The sequence below is a fragment of the Pseudonocardia sp. Cha107L01 genome, from assembly GCF_052566575.1.
Map to the genome: position 1 here is coordinate 4894536 of NZ_CP199579.1, position 17443 is coordinate 4911978.

Annotated in this window: 15 protein-coding genes; 11 read left to right on the plus strand and 4 right to left on the minus strand. The window is 74.2% G+C overall.

From position 1 onward, the window contains the following. Window positions 1-5 precede the first annotated feature (5 nt). Window positions 6-1802, minus strand: coding sequence for a tetratricopeptide repeat protein (locus ACTXG6_RS22995; RefSeq protein ID WP_445189859.1), 1797 nt, complete (start codon window positions 1800-1802; stop codon window positions 6-8). Window positions 1803-2021: 219 nt separating this feature from the next. Between ACTXG6_RS22995 and ACTXG6_RS23000 the strand changes: the two genes are divergently transcribed. Together ACTXG6_RS23000 and ACTXG6_RS23005 are read left to right on the plus strand one after the other, a co-directional pair. Then, a complete protein-coding gene (locus ACTXG6_RS23000; RefSeq protein ID WP_445189860.1) occupies window positions 2022-3695 on the plus strand; it encodes a benzoate-CoA ligase family protein in 1674 nt (557 codons plus the stop codon). Further along, a complete protein-coding gene (locus tag ACTXG6_RS23005) occupies window positions 3692-4528 on the plus strand; it encodes an amidohydrolase family protein (RefSeq protein WP_445189861.1) in 837 nt (278 codons plus the stop codon). Before ACTXG6_RS23000 ends, ACTXG6_RS23005 begins: the two co-directional genes overlap by 4 nt. Before the next feature lie 3 nt (window positions 4529-4531). Here the strand turns inward: ACTXG6_RS23005 and ACTXG6_RS23010 are convergent, their stop codons facing one another. Then, the gene (locus ACTXG6_RS23010) at window positions 4532-5416 is read right to left on the minus strand and encodes a PaaX family transcriptional regulator (RefSeq protein ID WP_445189862.1); all 885 of its coding nucleotides are present in this window, start codon (window positions 5414-5416) and stop codon (window positions 4532-4534) included. A 65-nt stretch (window positions 5417-5481) separates the two neighbouring features. On the opposite strand from ACTXG6_RS23010, the gene ACTXG6_RS23015 reads away from it, so the two are divergent. From ACTXG6_RS23015 to bsaP, 6 genes are all read left to right on the plus strand, one after another. Continuing rightward, on the plus strand, window positions 5482-6780 hold the full coding sequence (locus ACTXG6_RS23015) for an adenosylmethionine--8-amino-7-oxononanoate transaminase (RefSeq protein WP_445189863.1): 1299 nt from the start codon (window positions 5482-5484) through the stop codon (window positions 6778-6780). 476 nt (window positions 6781-7256) lie between these two features. After that, window positions 7257-8873, plus strand: coding sequence for a SulP family inorganic anion transporter (locus ACTXG6_RS23020; protein WP_445189864.1), 1617 nt, complete (start codon window positions 7257-7259; stop codon window positions 8871-8873). A 71-nt stretch (window positions 8874-8944) separates the two neighbouring features. After that, the gene (locus ACTXG6_RS23025) at window positions 8945-10135 is read left to right on the plus strand and encodes an 8-amino-7-oxononanoate synthase (protein ID WP_445189865.1); all 1191 of its coding nucleotides are present in this window, start codon (window positions 8945-8947) and stop codon (window positions 10133-10135) included. Continuing rightward, window positions 10132-10833, plus strand: a complete 702-nt coding sequence (gene bioD / locus ACTXG6_RS23030) for a dethiobiotin synthase (protein WP_445189866.1) — start codon at window positions 10132-10134, stop codon at window positions 10831-10833. The genes ACTXG6_RS23025 and bioD overlap by 4 nt, the downstream gene beginning before the upstream one ends. A 32-nt stretch (window positions 10834-10865) precedes the next feature. After that, window positions 10866-11876 (plus strand): biotin synthase BioB, encoded by a 1011-nt coding sequence (bioB, locus tag ACTXG6_RS23035; RefSeq protein WP_445189867.1) that lies wholly within the window; start codon window positions 10866-10868, stop codon window positions 11874-11876. After that, window positions 11873-12112, plus strand: a complete 240-nt coding sequence (gene bsaP / locus ACTXG6_RS23040; RefSeq protein WP_445189868.1) for a biotin synthase auxiliary protein BsaP — start codon at window positions 11873-11875, stop codon at window positions 12110-12112. Before bioB ends, bsaP begins: the two co-directional genes overlap by 4 nt. A gap of 12 nt (window positions 12113-12124) precedes the next feature. Here bsaP and ACTXG6_RS23045 read toward each other — a convergent pair whose 3' ends face one another. Together ACTXG6_RS23045 and ACTXG6_RS23050 are read right to left on the minus strand one after the other, a co-directional pair. Next, window positions 12125-12805 (minus strand): LON peptidase substrate-binding domain-containing protein, encoded by a 681-nt coding sequence (locus ACTXG6_RS23045; RefSeq protein ID WP_445189869.1) that lies wholly within the window; start codon window positions 12803-12805, stop codon window positions 12125-12127. 4 nt (window positions 12806-12809) lie between these two features. Continuing rightward, the gene (locus ACTXG6_RS23050; protein ID WP_445189870.1) at window positions 12810-13577 is read right to left on the minus strand and encodes an NUDIX hydrolase; all 768 of its coding nucleotides are present in this window, start codon (window positions 13575-13577) and stop codon (window positions 12810-12812) included. Between the two features lie 78 nt (window positions 13578-13655). Between ACTXG6_RS23050 and nadA the strand changes: the two genes are divergently transcribed. From nadA to nadC, 3 genes are read left to right on the plus strand one after another with little or no spacing between them, the layout of a single operon-like run. Continuing rightward, window positions 13656-14648: a quinolinate synthase NadA gene (nadA, locus tag ACTXG6_RS23055; RefSeq protein ID WP_445189871.1), complete on the plus strand. Its 993-nt coding sequence runs from the start codon at window positions 13656-13658 to the stop codon at window positions 14646-14648. Then, a complete protein-coding gene (locus ACTXG6_RS23060) occupies window positions 14645-16297 on the plus strand; it encodes an L-aspartate oxidase (protein ID WP_445189872.1) in 1653 nt (550 codons plus the stop codon). The genes nadA and ACTXG6_RS23060 overlap by 4 nt, the downstream gene beginning before the upstream one ends. Further along, window positions 16294-17217: a carboxylating nicotinate-nucleotide diphosphorylase gene (nadC, locus tag ACTXG6_RS23065; RefSeq protein WP_445189873.1), complete on the plus strand. Its 924-nt coding sequence runs from the start codon at window positions 16294-16296 to the stop codon at window positions 17215-17217. The genes ACTXG6_RS23060 and nadC overlap by 4 nt, the downstream gene beginning before the upstream one ends. The last annotated feature ends 226 nt before the right edge of the window (window positions 17218-17443 follow it).

A 17443-nucleotide genomic window follows, 5' to 3' on the forward strand; every position in this document is an offset into this window, starting at 1 on the left:
CTCCGTCAGACCGGGCGCTGGCCTGAGCGGTGCCGCCCTCGGGACGCCGGCTGCATCGCCCGGACCCGGGCCAGCGCACCGGCCACCGTGAAGGTCTGCGGGTTGTCCGCGCCGAGCACCCGGGCGTACTCGGTGTAGGCCCGGTCGTACTGGCTGGCCGCCTCGTCCAGCTGACCGGCGTACTCGTGGGCGTACGCGACCGTGTAGCGCGAAGCCAGCGTGTCCAGGTTGTCCCCGCCGAGCACCCGTTCGCGGGCGTCCAGCACGTCCTCAGCCAGCCCGATGCCGTCCGCCGCGCGCCCGGCCGCCACGTAGGCGATCACCAGGTTGTCCGAGGCGGCCAGGCTGTCCGGGTGCTCCGGGCCGAGCAGCGTCTCGCACTCGGTGCGGATGCTCTCCGCCAGTTCGACCGCGCGCACGCCGTCGCCGACCGCGCTGAGCTGCCGGGTGGCCCACTGCCGCAGGCCGAGGACCCGCTCGGTGGCCTCGGCGGACAGCGAGGCCGACGCCGAGCCGGCGTTGGTGGACAGCGCGGCGATGTGCGCGACGAGCTGGTCGCCCTCGCCGCGCCGGTCCCAAGCCTGCTCCTCGCCGAAGGTGGCCCGCCCGAGCAGGTCGGCCGCGTCCGCGATCACCCGCGGCAGGACGTCCTCCGCGCGCAGCCGGTCGGTCACCACCCGGCGGGTCAGCTCGTGCAGCAGCACCCCGTCGCGGTCCATCCGCGTCGACACCAGCGACCAGCGGGCCAGCCGGTTGAGGGTGTCGTCGACCTCGTTGGGGTCGGCGGCCAGGTACAGCAGGCCGCGGAACGGGCCGGCGGGGGAGAGCACCGCGAGCAGGCCGAGTAGCCGCCGGGTCACCGGGTCGGTCTCGAAGCCGGCGCCGTCCAACGCGAGCAGGGCGGCCTCGGCCGCCGCCGGCGGGTAGCTCTCCTCGTGCCGGGAGCCGTCCCGGCCGTCGCCGAGCAGCTCACCGGCGGCCACCGAGTCGAGCAGGTCCAGGTAAGTCTCCTGGCTGATGCCTTGCTCACGGACGGTAGCCGCGGCGAGGTCGACCGCGGCGGGCAGCAGGCCCAGCTCGCGGCAGGTCGACTCGGTCAGCCCGGACTGGGCCGCGAGGTCGCCGCCGGGGGCCAGGTCGAGGGGCAGCTCGATGCCGAGGGTGTCGGCGTCCGGTGCACCGGAGGTCACGATCACCCGCCAGCCGGGCATGGTCGGCAGGTAGGGCCGGACCGCCTCCACGTCCACCACGCCGTCGAACACGATGATCGACGGCTGGGTGCCGGTGGGCGGGTGCTGGCGCAGCCGCTCGACGGCGCGGGAGCTGCCCTCCTCGGGCACCCGCAGGCTCATCGCGTCGGCGAAGTCCAGCAGGCCGGCCAGCATCTCCTCCTGGCTGCCCGAGTTGATCCAGGCCACCAGGGGCCAGCCCTCGGACATCCGGGCCCGCGCGTAGCCGGCCGCGAGTTGCGTCTTGCCGACGCCGGACGGCCCGGTGACCACGACAACCGGGCTGCTCTTGCCCTTGTAGCCGTGGAACGCGCCGACCAGGGCAGCCTCGTCGGCCGAGCGCCGCAGCGTCCAGCCGGGCATCTCCGGCACCCGGCGCCAGGTCACCCAGGCGACCTCGGCCGGTTCGTCCAGCAGCTGACCGCGGAACGACCACCAGGACAGCGGCACGCCGATGGCCGCCGCGGTGACCGCGGCTATCTCCAGCGAGGTGGCGCTGCCCAGGTCGTAGACGTTCTCGCTGACTGCCCAGGTCAGGGCAAATATCAGCCCGACCGAGGCCGTTGCTATCAACCATCGCACCGACATCAACACGGTTCATCCCCTCGCCGGTTGCGTTGTGGTGCGGGTCAGAATACGGACCCGGTCCGGGGTGCTCCGCGCGGCCGAGCCGGCTACCAGCGATCATCACTCGGGGTTGCAAAAACTAGCCCCGTACTGGTGAGCGCGGGACGTGGACCGGCCTGCTCGGATACGCTCTGTACACACCCGCGCCGGTCATCGAGGGGGCCCATGTCCATCCCACCGACCAGCACCGCGCCACCGACCAGCACCGCGCCCGCGCTGTTCAACGCCGCCGAGTACCTGGTACACCGCCGGGTCGCCCTCGGGGACGGCGACCGCATCGCGCTGGTGCACCCGGGCGGCGAGCTGAGCTACGCGGCGGTGGCCGAGCAGGTGCGCGCGGTCGCGGCCGGGCTGACCGTGCTCGGGGTGCGTGCCGAGGAACGGGTGATGTTCTTCGCGGCGGACTCCGCCGAGCTGGCCGTCGGTATCCTGGCCGCGATGCACCTTGGCGCGGTGGCGGTGCCGGTGTCCACGATGCTCACCGTCGACGACCTGGTCGGCCTGCTCGTCGACTCCAGGGCCCGGGTGCTGGTCACCTCGGTGGAGTTCGCCGACACCGCGCGATCCGCCGTGGCCACCCTGGTGAAGTCGCGGACCGGGCCGGACGCGGCCCCTCCCGACCTGGCCAGGGTGATCACCATCGGCACCGTCGCCGAGGACTTCGCGGTAGCCGGCGTGAGCTGGTCGGAGCTGCTGGCCACCGGGGCCGGCACGCCCGCGCCGTGCTACCCCAGCTGGGCCGACTCGCCGGCGCTGTGGCTGTACACCTCCGGCACCACCGGCAGGCCGAAGGCGGCCATGCACCGCCACGGCAGCATCCGCTTCGTCTGCGAGAGCTACGGCCGCCAGGTACTCGGCATCCGCCCGGACGACCTGTGTTTCTCCGTGGCCAAGCTCTTCTTCGCGTACGGAATCGGCAACTCGCTGTTCTTCCCGTTCTCGGTCGGGGCGGCCGCGGTGCTGGAGCCGAGGCGACCCACCCCCGACCTGGTCGCCGAGGTCGTCGGCCGGTACCGCCCGACGCTGTTCTTCGGGGTGCCGACGTTCTACTCGGCGCTGCTGGCCAGCGCGATCCCCGACGACACCTTCGCCAGCGTCCGGCAGGGTGCGTCGGCCGGCGAGCCGCTGCCGGTCACCCTGTTCACCAGGATGCGGGACCGCTTCGGGTTCGAGGTGCTGGACGGCATCGGGTCGACCGAGGCGCTGCACATCTTCCTGTCCAACGTGCCGGGTGCGGTCCGGCCGGGCAGCTCGGGCACGCCGGTCCCCGGGTACGCGGTGCAGCTGCGCGACGAGACGGACGGGTCGGTGGTCACCGAGGCGGACACCGCGGCGGTGCTCTACATCTCCGGCGAGTCGGTCGCCACCGGCTACTGGTGCCGGGCCGAGACCACCCGCGCCGCGTTCCAGGGCGACTGGCTGCGCACCGGCGACACCTACCAGCGCAACGCCGACGGCAGCTACTCCTACCTCGGGCGCTCCGACGACATGATCAAGGCCGGCGGGATCTGGGTCAGCCCGAGCGAGGTCGAGGCACGGCTGCTGGAGCACCCGGACGTGGTCGAGGTGGCCGTGGTCGGGGTGCCGGACGAGGCGGGGCTGGACAAGCCGGTGGCGGTGGTGGTGGCCCGGCCGGGCGCGGTCGTGCGGGAGGATGAGCTGGTGGAGTTCTGTCGGGCCGGGTTGGCGGCCTTCAAGCGACCGCGGCGGGTGCTGCTGGTCGAGTCGCTGCCCAAGACGGCGACCGGCAAGCTGCAGCGCTACCTGGTGCGGGCCACCCTGGGCTCGACACCCGGCTCGACACCCGGCTCGACACCCGGCCCGGTGACCGCCCGGTGATCGTGGACGCACACGTGCACCCGGCGCGGCTGGCGACGTTGAAGCTGCCCTGGGACACCTGGCTCGGGCCGGCCGCCGACGCCGACGCGGTCGCCGCGCTGTACGGCCCGGACGGCGCGCTGGTCCCGGAGCGGTTCGACGCGCTGTTCGAGGCGGAGGGGGTGGACCGGGCGCTGCTGTTCTGCGAGTACAGCCCCCGGGTTACCGGCATCCAGGCGATCGAGGACATGCGGCCGCTCCTGGAGCACAACCCCGAGCGGTTCCGGGTGGTCGCCAACGTCAACCCGCACCTGCACTACCCGGTCGACGCCGAGGTCCGCCGCCAGCTCGACCTGGGCGCGGTGGCGCTGAAGGTGCACCCGGTGCACGGCAACTTCGCCCCGAACGACCGCGAGCTCTACCCGGCCTACGCCGAGTGCCAGGCCAGGGGCATCCCGGTGATCACGCACACCGGCCCGAGCTCGTTCCCCGGGGCGAGTGGGCGGCGCGGCGACCCGGTGCTGATGGACGACGTGCTGCGCGACTTCCCGGACCTCACCGTGGTGCTCGCGCACGGCGGCCGGGGCTGGAGCTACGAGACCGCCGGCTTCATGGCGCTGGCCAGGCCGAACCTGTGGCTGGACATCGCGGGGCTGCCCCCGAAGCGGCTGCCGCACTACTTCGAGCGGTTCGAGCTGGCCCGGATCGCCGCGAAGTGGATCTTCGGTACGGACTGGCCGGGCATTCCCGGGGTGGCCGCCAACATCAAGGCGGTCGCCGATCTCGGGCTGCCCCCGGCGGTGCTGGACGCGGTGCTGGGTGGCAACGCGGAGCGCGTCTACCGGCTGAGCTGACGCTCAGCCGGCGGACTCGAGCATCTCGCGCCACTGCCGCCGCGCCGCCGCGTCCCACTGCTCGTGCCGTTCGCGGAACAGCTCGGCGGCCTTCGCGCCGGCCCAGCCGCCGGGGAGGAGCTCAGCGGGCAGCTGCGGGTCCAGGAACGGGAACCGCCGCCAGGCGTGCACCAGGTGGATCTGGTCCCGCAGCACCTCCTTGGGGCTGGCCGGCTCGGCGGCGCTGAAGGTGGTGATGAAGTCCTGGTACGCCGCCTCGACCCCGGCCAGGTTCCAGGCCTCGGCGACCAGCTCGCGCTCCTTGCCGATCTGCCCGAACTCGCCGACGAAGGACGAGGTGACCTCCTCCAGTGCGAGCTCGTGGATGACCTCGGACACCTCCGGCTGCTTGCCGGGCTCGGGCGAGAGCCAGACGCCGGGTGCCGGGGTGCCGAGGCCGGCCCAGGCCAGGCGGGTACGCAGCCGGTGCCGCAGCTGTCGCCGGGACTCCGGCACGCTCACCAGCAGCACGAGCCAGCGCCCGTCCCAGCCGGTGGGGGACGCGCCGAACGAGTAGATCCGCTGCGCGCCGGTGGACAGCAGCTGGTGGCCGGTCGCGGTCAGCGACCAGCGCACCCGCCGCCCGGACCGGTCGGAGCTCAGCAGTCCCTCGGCGGCGGTGCGGGCCAGCGCCTGGCGGCCCGACTTGTGCTCGACACCGAGGTCGCCCAGCACGTCCAGCAGCACCTGGGTCCACACCGCCTCGTCGCGGGGCAGCACGAACTCGCCCAACACGGTGAGCAGCAGCGAGCGGGCGCTGGTGGCGCTGAGCTCACGGCGCCGCGACAGCACCGGGGGCGCAAAATCGGGGCCGGACTCACCCAGCGGATCGAAGTCAGGGCTGGTCATAGCCGCCCCAGAGTAGTCCGATCGGCACCGGCGTCGGCCAACCGCACACTCTAAGGTGCCCCAGAGTGACCCCCGAACAGCTGCTGGCGATCGACCGGATGCACGTCTGGCACCCCTACGAGTCGATGCCGGGGGTGTCCAGCCCGGTGCCGATCGCCGGTGCGGAGGGGGTCCGGCTGCGGTTGGGCGGCCCGGCGTTCGGCCGGCCGGCGGGCACCGAGCTGATCGACGGGATGTCCTCGTGGTGGGCCGCGATCCACGGCTACCGGCACCCCGCGCTGGACGCCGCGGTCACCGACCAGCTGGGCCGGATGAGCCATGTGATGTTCGGCGGACTGACCCACGAGCCGGCGGTGGCGCTGGCGCGGCGGCTGGTCGAGATCACCCCGGAACCGCTGCGGCACGTCTTCCTGGCCGACTCCGGCTCGGTCTCGGTCGAGGTGGCCATCAAGATGTGCCTGCAGTACTGGCGGTCCCGGGGGTGCCCGGCCAAGCACCGGTTGATGACCTGGCGCGGCGGCTACCACGGCGACACGTTCGGCGCGATGAGCGTGTGCGACCCGGACGGCGGCATGCACTCGCTGTGGGCCGACGTGCTGCCCCGCCAGGTCTTCGCCGGCCCGCCGCCGGTGGAGTTCGAGACGGCGTACGTGGCGGAGCTGGCCGAGCTCGTCGAGACGCACGCCGACGAGCTGGCGGCGGTCATCGTGGAGCCGGTGGTGCAGGGTGCCGGCGGCATGCGGTTCCACGACCCGCGCTACCTGCACGTGCTGCGCGAGCTGTGCCTGACCCACGACGTGCTGCTGGTGTTCGACGAGATCGCGACCGGCTTCGGGCGCACCGGTGAGCTGTTCGCCGCCGACCACGCGGCGGTGAGCCCGGACGTCATGTGCCTCGGCAAGGCCCTGACCGGCGGTTACCTGTCGATGGCCGCCACGCTGTGCAGCTCGGAGGTGGCCCGGGGGATCAGCGACGGCGAGGCGGGCGTGCTCATGCACGGCCCGACGTTCATGGGCAACCCGCTGGCCGCCGCGGTGTCGCTGGCCTCGATCGACGAGCTGCACCGGCGGGACTGGCGCGCCGAGGTCGCCGGTATCTCCGAGGGCCTGCGCTCCGGCCTGGCCCCGCTGCGCGGGCGGCCCGGGGTGCGGGACGTGCGGGTGCTCGGCGCGATCGGGGTGGTGCAGCTGGACCGCCCGGTGGACCTGGTGGCGGCCACCGCCGCGGCGGCCGCGCACGGGGTGTGGCTGCGCCCGTTCCGGGACCTGATCTACACGATGCCCCCGTACCTGACCGGGCCGGCCGACCTGGCCACCGTGACGGCCGCCATGGGTGCCGCGGCGGCCGCCGCGACGGCGATCTGACCGCCTTGTGAGCCAGCCCACCAAAGATCACACGTTGGTGCCAGTGGTACTCCTGAGGTGGGCGACACGTGGGTCGGGCGGCGACCTATAGGTCATATCGAGGGGTTTATAACGGACGGTCGTCACTCGATTGTCAGGTCAGGGCAACACATGGCGTGACATGACGTGCCGTGGATGGGCCACTGGGACGGGTGCGCGTTGGGCCGGTGGGAACTCGGCGGGCCCGGTGATCCGTTGGCAGGGTGCCGGTGCGGGCGACGGTGACCGCGGTCCGGCGACCCCTCTCGACGCCTATTCTGAGGAGCCGCATGCCCGCGCCACCGCCAAGGCAAGGCCCCCGGCACGCGATTGGCCGTGCCACCCCCCGGGCCACCTCGCGCCCCGCGCAACACCCGGATCAACAACGCCGGGACACCCGGGCCGACCTACCTGCGCGGACGGTGACCGAGCCCGTGAACGAGCCCGTGAACCAGTCTGTGAACGAGCCCGTGAACGAGCTGATGACCGAGCCGATGAGCAAGGTCCCGACCGAGCCACGCCGGCCGGGGGGCTGGCGGCCGGACTGGTCGGTGGCCAGGGCCGACGTCGGCGCCTCGCTGGTGGTGTTCCTGGTCGCGGTGCCGCTGTCACTGGGTATCGCCGTCGCCTCCGGCGCGCCGATCCTGGCCGGGCTGATCGCCGCCATCGTCGGCGGCATCGTGGCCGGGCTGCTCGGCGGTTCGCCGTTGCAGGTCAGCGGCCCCGCCGCCGGGCTGACCGTCGTGGTGGCGGAGCTGGTCACCACGTTCGGCTGGCAGACCACCTGCGCGATCGTGGCCGGCGCCGGACTGGTGCAGATCGGCTTCGGGCTCAGCCGGCTGGCCCGGTTCGCGCAGGCCATCCCGCCGGCCGTGGTGCACGGCATGCTGGCCGGCATCGGCGGCACGATCGTGCTGGCCCAGCTGCACGTGGTACTCGGTGGCTCGCCGCAGACCAGCGCGCTGGAGAACCTCGTCGAGCTGCCCGGTCAACTGATCAACGCGCACGGCGCCGCCGTGATCGTCGGCGTGTGCACCGTGGCCCTGGTGCTGGGCTGGCCCCGGCTGCCCGGCCCGCTGCGGGTGGTGCCCGGCCCGCTGGTCGCCGTCGCGGTGGCCACCGGGCTGAGCCTGCTGCTGGACACCGTCTCGGGCCGGCCGGTGCCCCGGGTGGACCTGCCCGGCGGGCTGCTCAGTGCGGTGCACATGCCGCTGCTGCCGGACGGCAACTGGGGCGCGGCGGTGGGTGGTGTGCTCACCGTGGCGCTGATCGCCAGCGTGGAGAGCCTGCTCTCGGCGGTCGCGGTGGACCGGATGCACAACGGCCCGCGCACGAACGCCGACCGCGAGCTGATCGGCCAGGGTGCGGCCAACACGCTGTCCGGGCTGCTCGGCGGCCTCCCGGTGACCGGGGTGATCGTGCGCAGCTCGACGAACGTCCGGGCCGGCGCCCGCACCAGGGCCGCCGCCGTGCTGCACGCGGTGTGGATCGCGGTGTTCGCGCTCGCCCTGGTGTGGCTGGTCGAGTCCATCCCGCTGGCCGCGCTCGCCGGGCTGCTCGTGGTGGTCGGTGTGCAGCTGGTCAAGCTGGCCGACCTGCGGACCGCCCGCAAGCACGGCGAGCTCGTGCTCTACCTGGTCACCGCATTCGGCGTGATGGCACTGAACCTCCTGGAAGGGGTCGGCCTCGGGCTGGCGCTGGCCGCCGTGCTGGTGCTGCGCCGGGCGGTGCGGGCCCGGGTACGCCACCAGGCGCCGGAACACGACGGCGAGCACCTCGTGGTGGTGGAGGGCCTGGCCACGTTCCTGTGCGTGCCGACCCTGTCCCGGGTGCTGGGGGAGATCCCGGCCGGCGCGTCGACCCGGGTCGAGCTGGCCACGCACTACGTCGACCACGCGGTGCGCGACCACCTGGACAACTGGGTCACCCGGCAGCGGGCCGGCGGCGCGGCGGTGATCATCACCCAGCGCGGGCCCGGCGGCCGGGGCGACCCGCCCGCACAGGACGGCCCAGCGCCTCGGCGGCACAGCATCGGCGTCCTCGACCGGCGCCTGCAGCAGGCCGGCGGGCGGTAGGACAGGGCAGTGCGGACAGGGCAGTGCGGACAGCGCGGCCCGGGGACGGGGCTGACGTAGGGTCAACCGCTGTGCCCGAGAATCCCCTGGACTGGCTGTCCGGCCACGCCGAGCGGCGGCGGGCCGCCGGGCTGCGCCGCGAGCTGCGCCCCCGCCCGGCCGGTGAGCCGGTGCTCGACCTGGCCGGGAACGACTACCTCGGGCTCAGCACCCACCCGGCGGTGATCGAGGGCGGGCTGGCCGCGCTGCGGACCTGGGGTGCCGGCTCCACCGGGTCCCGGCTGGTCACCGGCAGCACGGAGCTGCACGCGGAGCTGGAGGACGAGCTCGCGGCGTTCGCCGGTTACCGGGCCGGGCTGGTGTTCTCCTCCGGCTACCTGGCGAACCTCGGGGTGGTCGGCGCACTGAGCGGCCCGGGCAGCCTGGTCGTCTCCGACCGCGCGAACCACGCCTCCCTGATCGACGCCTGCCGGCTGTCCAGGGCCCGCGTCGAGGTCGTCCCGCACAACGACGTGGCCGGGGTGGACGCGGTGCTCGCGGGGCGGTGCGAGCGGCGTGCGCTGGTGGTCACCGACAGCGTGGGCAGTGTCGACGGCGACCACGCCCCGCTGGCCCGGCTGCACGCGGTGGCCAGGGCGCGGGGTGCGGTGCTGGTGGTGGACGAGGCGCACGGGCTGGGCGTGTGCGGCCCCGGCGGGCGCGGGCTGCTCGCGGAGGCGGGGCTGGCCGGCGCGGACGACGTGGTGGCCACGGTGACGTTGTCCAAGGCGCTGGGCAGTCAGGGCGGCGCGGTACTGGGCCCGGCCGCGGTGATCGAGCACCTGGTGGACACCGCGCGCAGCTTCATCTTCGACACCGGGCTGGCGCCGGCCAGTGTGGGCGCCGCGCTGGCCGCGCTGCGGGTGCTGGCCGCCGAGCCGGGGCGCCCGGCCGCCACGCTGGCGGCGGCGGCCGCGATCGCCGACTCGGCCGGGGTGCCGGTGCCGGCGTCCGCCGTGGTGTCCGTGGTCCTCGGTGACCCCGCGGTGGCGTTCGAGGCGGCGGAGCGGTGCCTGGCGCACGGGCTGCGGGTGGGCTGCTTCCGGCCGCCCTCGGTTCCGGCGGGCACCAGTCGGCTGCGACTCACCGCCCGGGCCACCCTGACCGCGGCCGAGCTGGCGCTGGTGCGCGGTGTGCTGGCCGAGGTGCTCGGCGACGTGCGCAGGTCCGACAGCCCGGCCGGCAGCGCCGCCGCCGGTGCGATCGGGGCGCCGGTTCGATGAGTGTGTTGATTGTCACCGGCACCGGGACGGGCGTCGGCAAGACGGTGGTGGTCGCCGCGCTGGCCGCCCTCGGGATCGCCGCCGGCCGCCGGGTCGCGGTGCTCAAACCGGCGCAGACCGGCGTGGGCCCCGACGAGCTCGGCGACCTGGACGAGATCCGGCGGCTGGTCGGCGAGACCGGGGCGCTGACCGGGGCGCTGACCACTAGCGAGCTGGCCCGCTACCCGGACCCGCTGGCCCCGGCCACCGCCGCCGCCCGGGTCGGCCGGGCGGCGGTGACGACGGAACAGGTCGTCGACGCGGTCGCCGAGCTGGCCCGGGACCACGACCTGGTGCTGGTGGAAGGTGCCGGCGGGCTGCTGGTGCGGTTCAGCGCAGGGGAGACCCTGGCCGACGTGGCCGCCAAGCTGGACGCCCCGGTGCTGGTGGTGGCCGCCGCCGGCCTCGGCACCCTCAACCACACCGCGCTGACCACGGAGGTGTTGGTGGCCCGGGGGCTGCGCCCGGCCGGTGTGGTGATCGGCAGCTGGCCGGCCGAGCCCGACCTGGCGGCCCGGTGCAACCTGGCCGACCTGCCGGCGGTCACCGGTGTCCCGCTGCTGGGGCAACTGCCGGCCGGTGCCGGCCGGCTCTCCCCGGGTGAGTTCCTGGCCACCGTCGAGGCGGCGTTCGGGGCGGCGCCGGCCTGGCTCGCCTAGGATCCGAACCACTTGACGTTAGGGAGAGCTGCATGGCCGCGCCTGTCCACACCGACCTCCTGTCCGAGCTGCGGGACTCGGTACTCGAGCGGGGCGTTCCGGCCACCTCGGCCCAGGTCTTGGAGCTGTTGAGGTTGCCGGACGAGCAGTTGGAGAACCTGCTGGCGCTGGCGCACGAGGTGCGGATGCGCTGGTGCGGACCGGAGGTCGAGGTCGAGGGCATCATCAGCCTGAAGACCGGCGGCTGCCCCGAGGACTGCCACTTCTGCTCGCAGTCCGGCCTGTTCGCCTCGCCGGTGCGCTCCGCGTGGCTGGACATCCAGATGCTGGTCGAGGCCGCCAAGCAAACCGCGAAGACCGGGGCCACCGAGTTCTGCATCGTGGCCGCCGTGCGCGGCCCGGACGAGCGGCTGATGACCCAGGTCGCCGCCGGCATCCAGGCGATCAAGGACGAGATCGACATCAACATCGCCTGCTCGCTGGGCATGCTGACCCCCGACCAGGTGCGGCGGTTGGCCGCGATGGGCGTGCACCGCTACAACCACAACCTGGAGACGGCCCGCTCGTACTTCCCCGAGGTGGTCAGCACGCACACCTGGGAGGAGCGCTGGGACACCCTGCGCCTGGTGCGCGAGGCGGGCATGGAGGTCTGCTGCGGCGGCATCGTCGGCATGGGGGAGACGCTCGAGCAGCGCGCCGAGTTCGCCGGTCAGCTCGCCGAGCTGGAGCCGGACGAGGTGCCGCTGAACTTCCTCAACCCGCGCCCGGGCACGCCGTTCGGTGACCTCGAGCTGATGCCGGCCGCCGATGCGCTGCGCACCGTGGCGGCGTTCCGGCTCGCGTTGCCCCGCACGGTGCTGCGCTTCGCCGGTGGCCGGGAGCTCACCTTGGGCGACCTCGGCGCCCGCAAGGGCCTGCTCGGCGGGATCAACGCGGTCATCGTGGGCAACTACCTGACCACGCTCGGCCGCCCGGCGGAGTCCGACATCGACCTGCTCGGCGAGCTGTCCATGCCGGTCAAGGCGCTGAACCAGACCCTGTGAACGACACCGCGCCGAGCGCCGCCGACACCGCGCCGAGCGCCGCCGACACCGCGTTCTGCGACCAGTGCGGGGAGCCGACGGAGGCCGGCGGTCACGAGCGGTGCGCGGCCCGCCGGGCGCTGGAACCGCCCAGGTACTGCGCGGACTGTGCGCGCCGGATGGTGGTGCAGGTGACCCCGACCGGCTGGACGGGCCGCTGCAGCCGGCACGGCGAGCGGCGCAGCGCGGGGTACTGAGCCCGGCCGGGCTCAGTTGTCGCTGTGCTCGACGGCGTAGCTGGACAGCGGCGCCGGCACTGCCCGCAACTCCGAGAGCAGCGACGCCTCCCGGTACAGCAGTGCGCGCACCATGCGCAGCCGACGGGTCGGGCAGGTCTGTTCCAGCAGCAGCTGGCGGTCCCGCATGGGCAGCAGGCAGTCGGCCGCGAGCAGGTGCGGCAGGTTCTCGCTGCCGACGTCGAGCGCCGGCTCGTGCCATTCCTCGGCCCGCCACGCGGTCCGGCAGTATCGCTGGTGCGCCGCCCGGGCAGCGCTGGTCAGGCCCAGCAGGCTGTCCTCGCCGGTGTCGTGGTCGGGTACGTCCGGCAGCCACTCCACGGTGCCGATCAGGTACGGCCGGGACCGGGTGTCCAGGTCCATCAGCCGGAAGCGCCGCGACCCCCGGGTCACGATGTCGAACCGGCCGTCCGGCAGCTTGCGCACGTCGCGCAGCTCGGCGGTACAGCCGACCCGGTGCAGGCCGTGGATCCCGTCGCTGTCCGGCGCCCAGCCCTCCCGTACCGCGATCACGCCGAACTCCTTGCCGGGGACCGTGCCGGTGACCAGATCGATGGTGAGCTGGCGGTACCTCGGCTCGAATACGTGCAGCGGCAGCGAGGTTCCGGGCATGAGGACGGTCCCGAGGGGGAACAACGGGAGCGTCTGGGCCACCCGGTTACGTTACGACGGTGTGGCCCTGATCGCTGGTTGAGCTCCCGTCCGGGTCGGGGTGGCCGGGCGCCGCGTCGGCCGCGTGCGACGGCCTGAGCACGGCGGATGCGTCGGTGACCCGCAGCCGCCGCTCGGCGAATCGGAACAGTGCGGCCGGGCGGCCACCGGCGGGGCCCGTCGGCGCGGTCCGCCCGGTCGACACCAGCACTCCCCGCCGCGCCAGCACCCGCTGCAGGTTGGTCGCCGACACCGGGTGGCCGAGCGCGCTCACGTAGAGGTCGCGCAGGGCGGACACCGAGAACTCGGCGGGAGCCAGCGCGAAGCCCAGGTTCGTGTAGGACAGCTTGGCGCGCAGCCGGTCCCGGGCGACCCGCACGATGGCGGCGTGGTCGAACGCCGTCGGGGGCATCGTGCCCACCGGGTGCCACTGCGTGTCGTCCGGCACAGCGGGATCCGCGTCACACGGCACCAACCCGAGGAACGCGGTGGCGACCAGTCGGATGCCCGGCACCCGGTGTGGCTCGCTGAATACCCCGAGCTGTTCCACGTGCGCGACTTCCCGCACGTCGACCTTGTCCGCGAGCTGGCGCAGGACCGAGGTCTGCACGTCCTCGTCGGCCCCCAGCGCCCCGCCGGGGAGCGCCCAGCGGCCCAGATCGGGCTGTTGCGCGCGTTGCCAGAGCAACACCTGGAGGGTGCCGTGGCGGATCTGCAGGACGGCGGCGAGCACTTCGTGTCCCGTTTCCGTTTTCCTGCTGGTAACATCGGCCATAGTTTTCGATTGTAAGGCGAAAACCATCCGACCGACAAGCGGGGGTGCCCGGCCACATCCGGCCGGGGAGGAGGAGCTGTGACGATCACCGAACTAGGCGCGCCACCGTTGCGGGCCGACTGGGCCGATGAGGTCCGTCGGCTGGCCCGCGAGCGCGACGCGGTGGTGCTGGCGCACAACTACCAGCTGCCCGAGATCCAGGACGTGGCGCACCACACCGGCGACTCGCTGGCCCTGTCGCGCATCGCGGCCGCCGCCGAGGAGTCCACCATCGTGTTCTGCGGCGTGCACTTCATGGCCGAGACCGCGAAGATCCTGGCCCCGGAGAAGACGGTCCTCATCCCGGACGCCGCCGCCGGCTGCTCGCTGGCCGACTCGATCACCGCCGACCAGCTGCGGGAATGGAAGACCGAGCACCCGGAAGCGGTGGTGGTGTCGTACGTGAACACCACCGCCGAGGTGAAGGCCGAGACCGACGTGTGCTGCACCTCGTCCAACGCGGTCGAGGTCGTCGAGTCCATCCCGGCCGACCGCGAGGTGCTGTTCCTGCCCGACCAGTTCCTCGGCGCGCACGTGCGCAGGGTGACCGGGCGGGACAACGTGCACGTCTGGGCCGGCGAGTGCCACGTGCACGCCGGGATCAACGGGGCCGAGCTGACCGCGAGGGCCGCCGAGGACCCGGAGGCGGAGCTGTTCATCCACCCGGAGTGCGGCTGCGCCACCTCGGCGCTGTACCTGGCCGGCACCGGCGCGGTGGAGCCCGACCGGGTCAGGATCCTGTCCACCGGCGGGATGCTGGACGCCGCCAGGGCCACCCGCGCGAAGTCGGTGCTGGTGGCCACCGAGGTCGGCATGCTGCACCAGCTGCGCCTGGCCGCCCCGGAGGTCGAGTTCCGCGCGGTGAACGAGCGGGCGTCCTGCCGGTACATGAAGATGATCACGCCGGAGAAGCTGCTGCGCGCGCTGCGCGAGGGCCGCGACGAGGTGACGGTCGACCCGGCGACCGCCGCGCGCGGTCGGGCGGCGGTCGAGCGGATGATCGCCATCGGCCGACCCGGCGGTGGGGAGTGACCGGGCCGGCGGCCACCTGGGAGGCGCGGGCCGACCTGGTGGTGGTGGGCAGCGGGGTGGCCGGTATGACCGCCGCCCTGGAGGCCCGTGACCTGGGTTTGCGGGTGCTGGTGGTGACCAAGGACGACGCCGACGCCGGGTCCACCCGGTGGGCCCAGGGCGGCATCGCCGTGGTGCTCGAGGACGGCCACGAGCCGGGTGACTCGGTGGACCGGCACGTGGCCGACACACTGGCCGCCGCCGGTGGGCTGGCCGACCCGGCCGCGGTGGGCAGCATCCTGGCCGACGGCCCGGCCGCGGTGGCCGCGCTGCGCCGCCGGGGCGCGGTGTTCGACCCGGCCGAGGGGGTGGGCGCGGCGGGGGCGCTGGCACTGACCCGGGAGGGTGGGCACACCGCCTTCCGGGTGGTGCACGCCGGCGGCGACGCGACCGGCGCGGAGGTGGAGCGCGCGTTGCTGGCCGCCGCCTCGTCCGCCGGGTCCTCGGCGGGTCCGGTCGCGATGTTGACCGGGCACGTCGCGGTGGAGGTGGTCCGCGCGGGCGGTGACCGGGGCCCGGTCGGTGGGCTCTGGGTGCTGGACGACACCGGCCGGCTCGGTCTGCTGCGGGCTCCGGCCGTGCTGCTGGCCACCGGCGGCTACGGCCAGCTGTTCGCAAGCACCACCAACCCGGACACCGCGACCGGGGACGGTGTCGCGCTCGCGCTGCGGGCCGGCGCGGTGGCCGCCGACCTGGAGTTCGTCCAGTTCCACCCGACCGTGCTGTACACCGGGCCCGGAGCGCGCGGACGGCGTCCGCTGGTCACCGAGGCGGTGCGCGGACACGGTGCGGTGCTGGTCGACAGCGCCGGCCACCGGGTGATGGCCGGTGAGCACCCGCTGGAGGACCTGGCCCCGCGCGACGTGGTGTCCGCCGCGGTCACCCGGCGGCTGGCGGCCACCGGCACGCGGTGCGTGTACCTCGACGCCACCGCGCTGCCCGGGTTCGCCCGCCGGTTCCCGACCGTGTTCGCCGCGTGCTCGGCGATCGGGGTGGACCCGGCGGCCGACCCGATCCCGGTGAGCCCGGCGGCGCACTACTGCTGTGGCGGCGTGGTCACCGACGTGGACGGCCGGACGGGTGTGGCCGGGCTCTACGCCGCCGGCGAGGTCGCCCGCAGCGGCCTGCACGGGGCGAACCGCTTGGCGTCGAACAGCCTGTTGGAAGGGCTCGTGGTGGGTCGGCGGGCGGCCCGCGCGGTCGCCGGGGAGCTGACCGGGCCGCGCCGGCTGCCGGCCGCCGTCGACGCCGTGCTCCTCGGCGGCTGGGCGCCTGCCGACCGGGACCTCGTGCAGCGGGCGATGAGCCGGGGCGCCGCGATCGGGCGGGACGGTGCCGGGCTGGCCGCCGCGTCCGACGCGATCGAGGCGGCCACCGCGCCGGCGCCGGGCCTGAGCCGGGCCGTTGTCGAGGACACCGCGATGACGCTGCTGGCGCAGGCCGTGCTGGCCGCCGCCGGCACCCGTACCGAGAGCCGGGGCTGCCACGTGCGCACCGACTTCCCCCGCACCGACGACACCTACCAGCGGAGCAGCCTGCTGGTCGGATGCAGTGGTGGCGCGCTGACCGTGCGCGGCGCCGCCGACGAACAGACCCAAGGAGTGGCATGAGCGAGCTGGTACGCGAGTCGGCGGTGCTGGGCGGGTTGTCGGCGTCGGGAACGGGACGGCCGCTGATCCCCGACGCCGACGACCTGGCCAGGGTGGTGGCCACCGCGCTGGAGGAGGACCTGCGCTACGGCCCGGACGCGACCACCGAGGCGACCGTCCCGGCCGGCGCCGTGGCCACCGCCGAGTTCACCCCGCGCCGCCCCGGCGTGCTGGCCGGGGTGCGCGCGGTGCGCGCGGTGCTGGACACGGTGCTCGGCGCCGAGGGCTACCAGGTGCTCACGCAGCGCACCGACGGCGAGCGGCTGGCCGCCGGTGAGCCGGCGCTGCGGGTGCGGGGGCCGGTGCGCGGGCTGCTCACCGCCGAGCGGACCGCGCTCAACCTGCTGTGCCACCTGTCCGGGGTGGCCACCGCGACGGCGGCCTGGGTGGAGGCGGTGGCCGGCACCGGAACGGTGATCCTGGACACCCGCAAGACGCTGCCCGGCCTGCGGCTGCTGCAGAAGTACGCGGTGCGCTGCGGCGGTGGGCAGAACCACCGGCTGGGCCTCGGCGACGCCATCCTGATCAAGGACAACCACGTCGTCGCGGCCGGCTCGGTGACCGCCGCGCTGACCGCCGCCCGTACCGCCGCGCCCGGCCTGCGCTGCGAGGTGGAGGTCGACTCGCTGGCCCAGTTGGACGAGGCACTGGCCGCCGGGGCCGAACTGGTACTGCTGGACAACTTCACCCCGGAGCAGTGCGAGGCGGCGGTGCGGCGGCGGGCCGAGGTGGGCGCGCGGGCGAAGTTCGAGGTGTCCGGCGGGCTGTCGCTGGAGGTCGCCCGCTCGTACGCGGTGGCCGGGGTCGAGTACCTGTCCGCCGGCGTACTCACGCACTCCTCGGTGGCCCTGGACCTCGGCCTCGACCTGCTCCCGGAGTAACCCACCGTGCGTGCGCGTGCACGCTTAGCTCTGCGTAGGTATACGCAGCAGCGCTCAGCTCTGCGTCCCGGTTTCAGGGAGTCGTCGCAACATCGCCGGCGGGCTGATCAGAACCGGCGGGCTCGACCAGGCCCGGCGGGCTGACCGGGCCACTCCCTGTCCAGGCCGTCGGAGCCGACCAGGCCGCACTCGGAACACCAGCCGGCCGTCGGTGTGGGCACCGGCG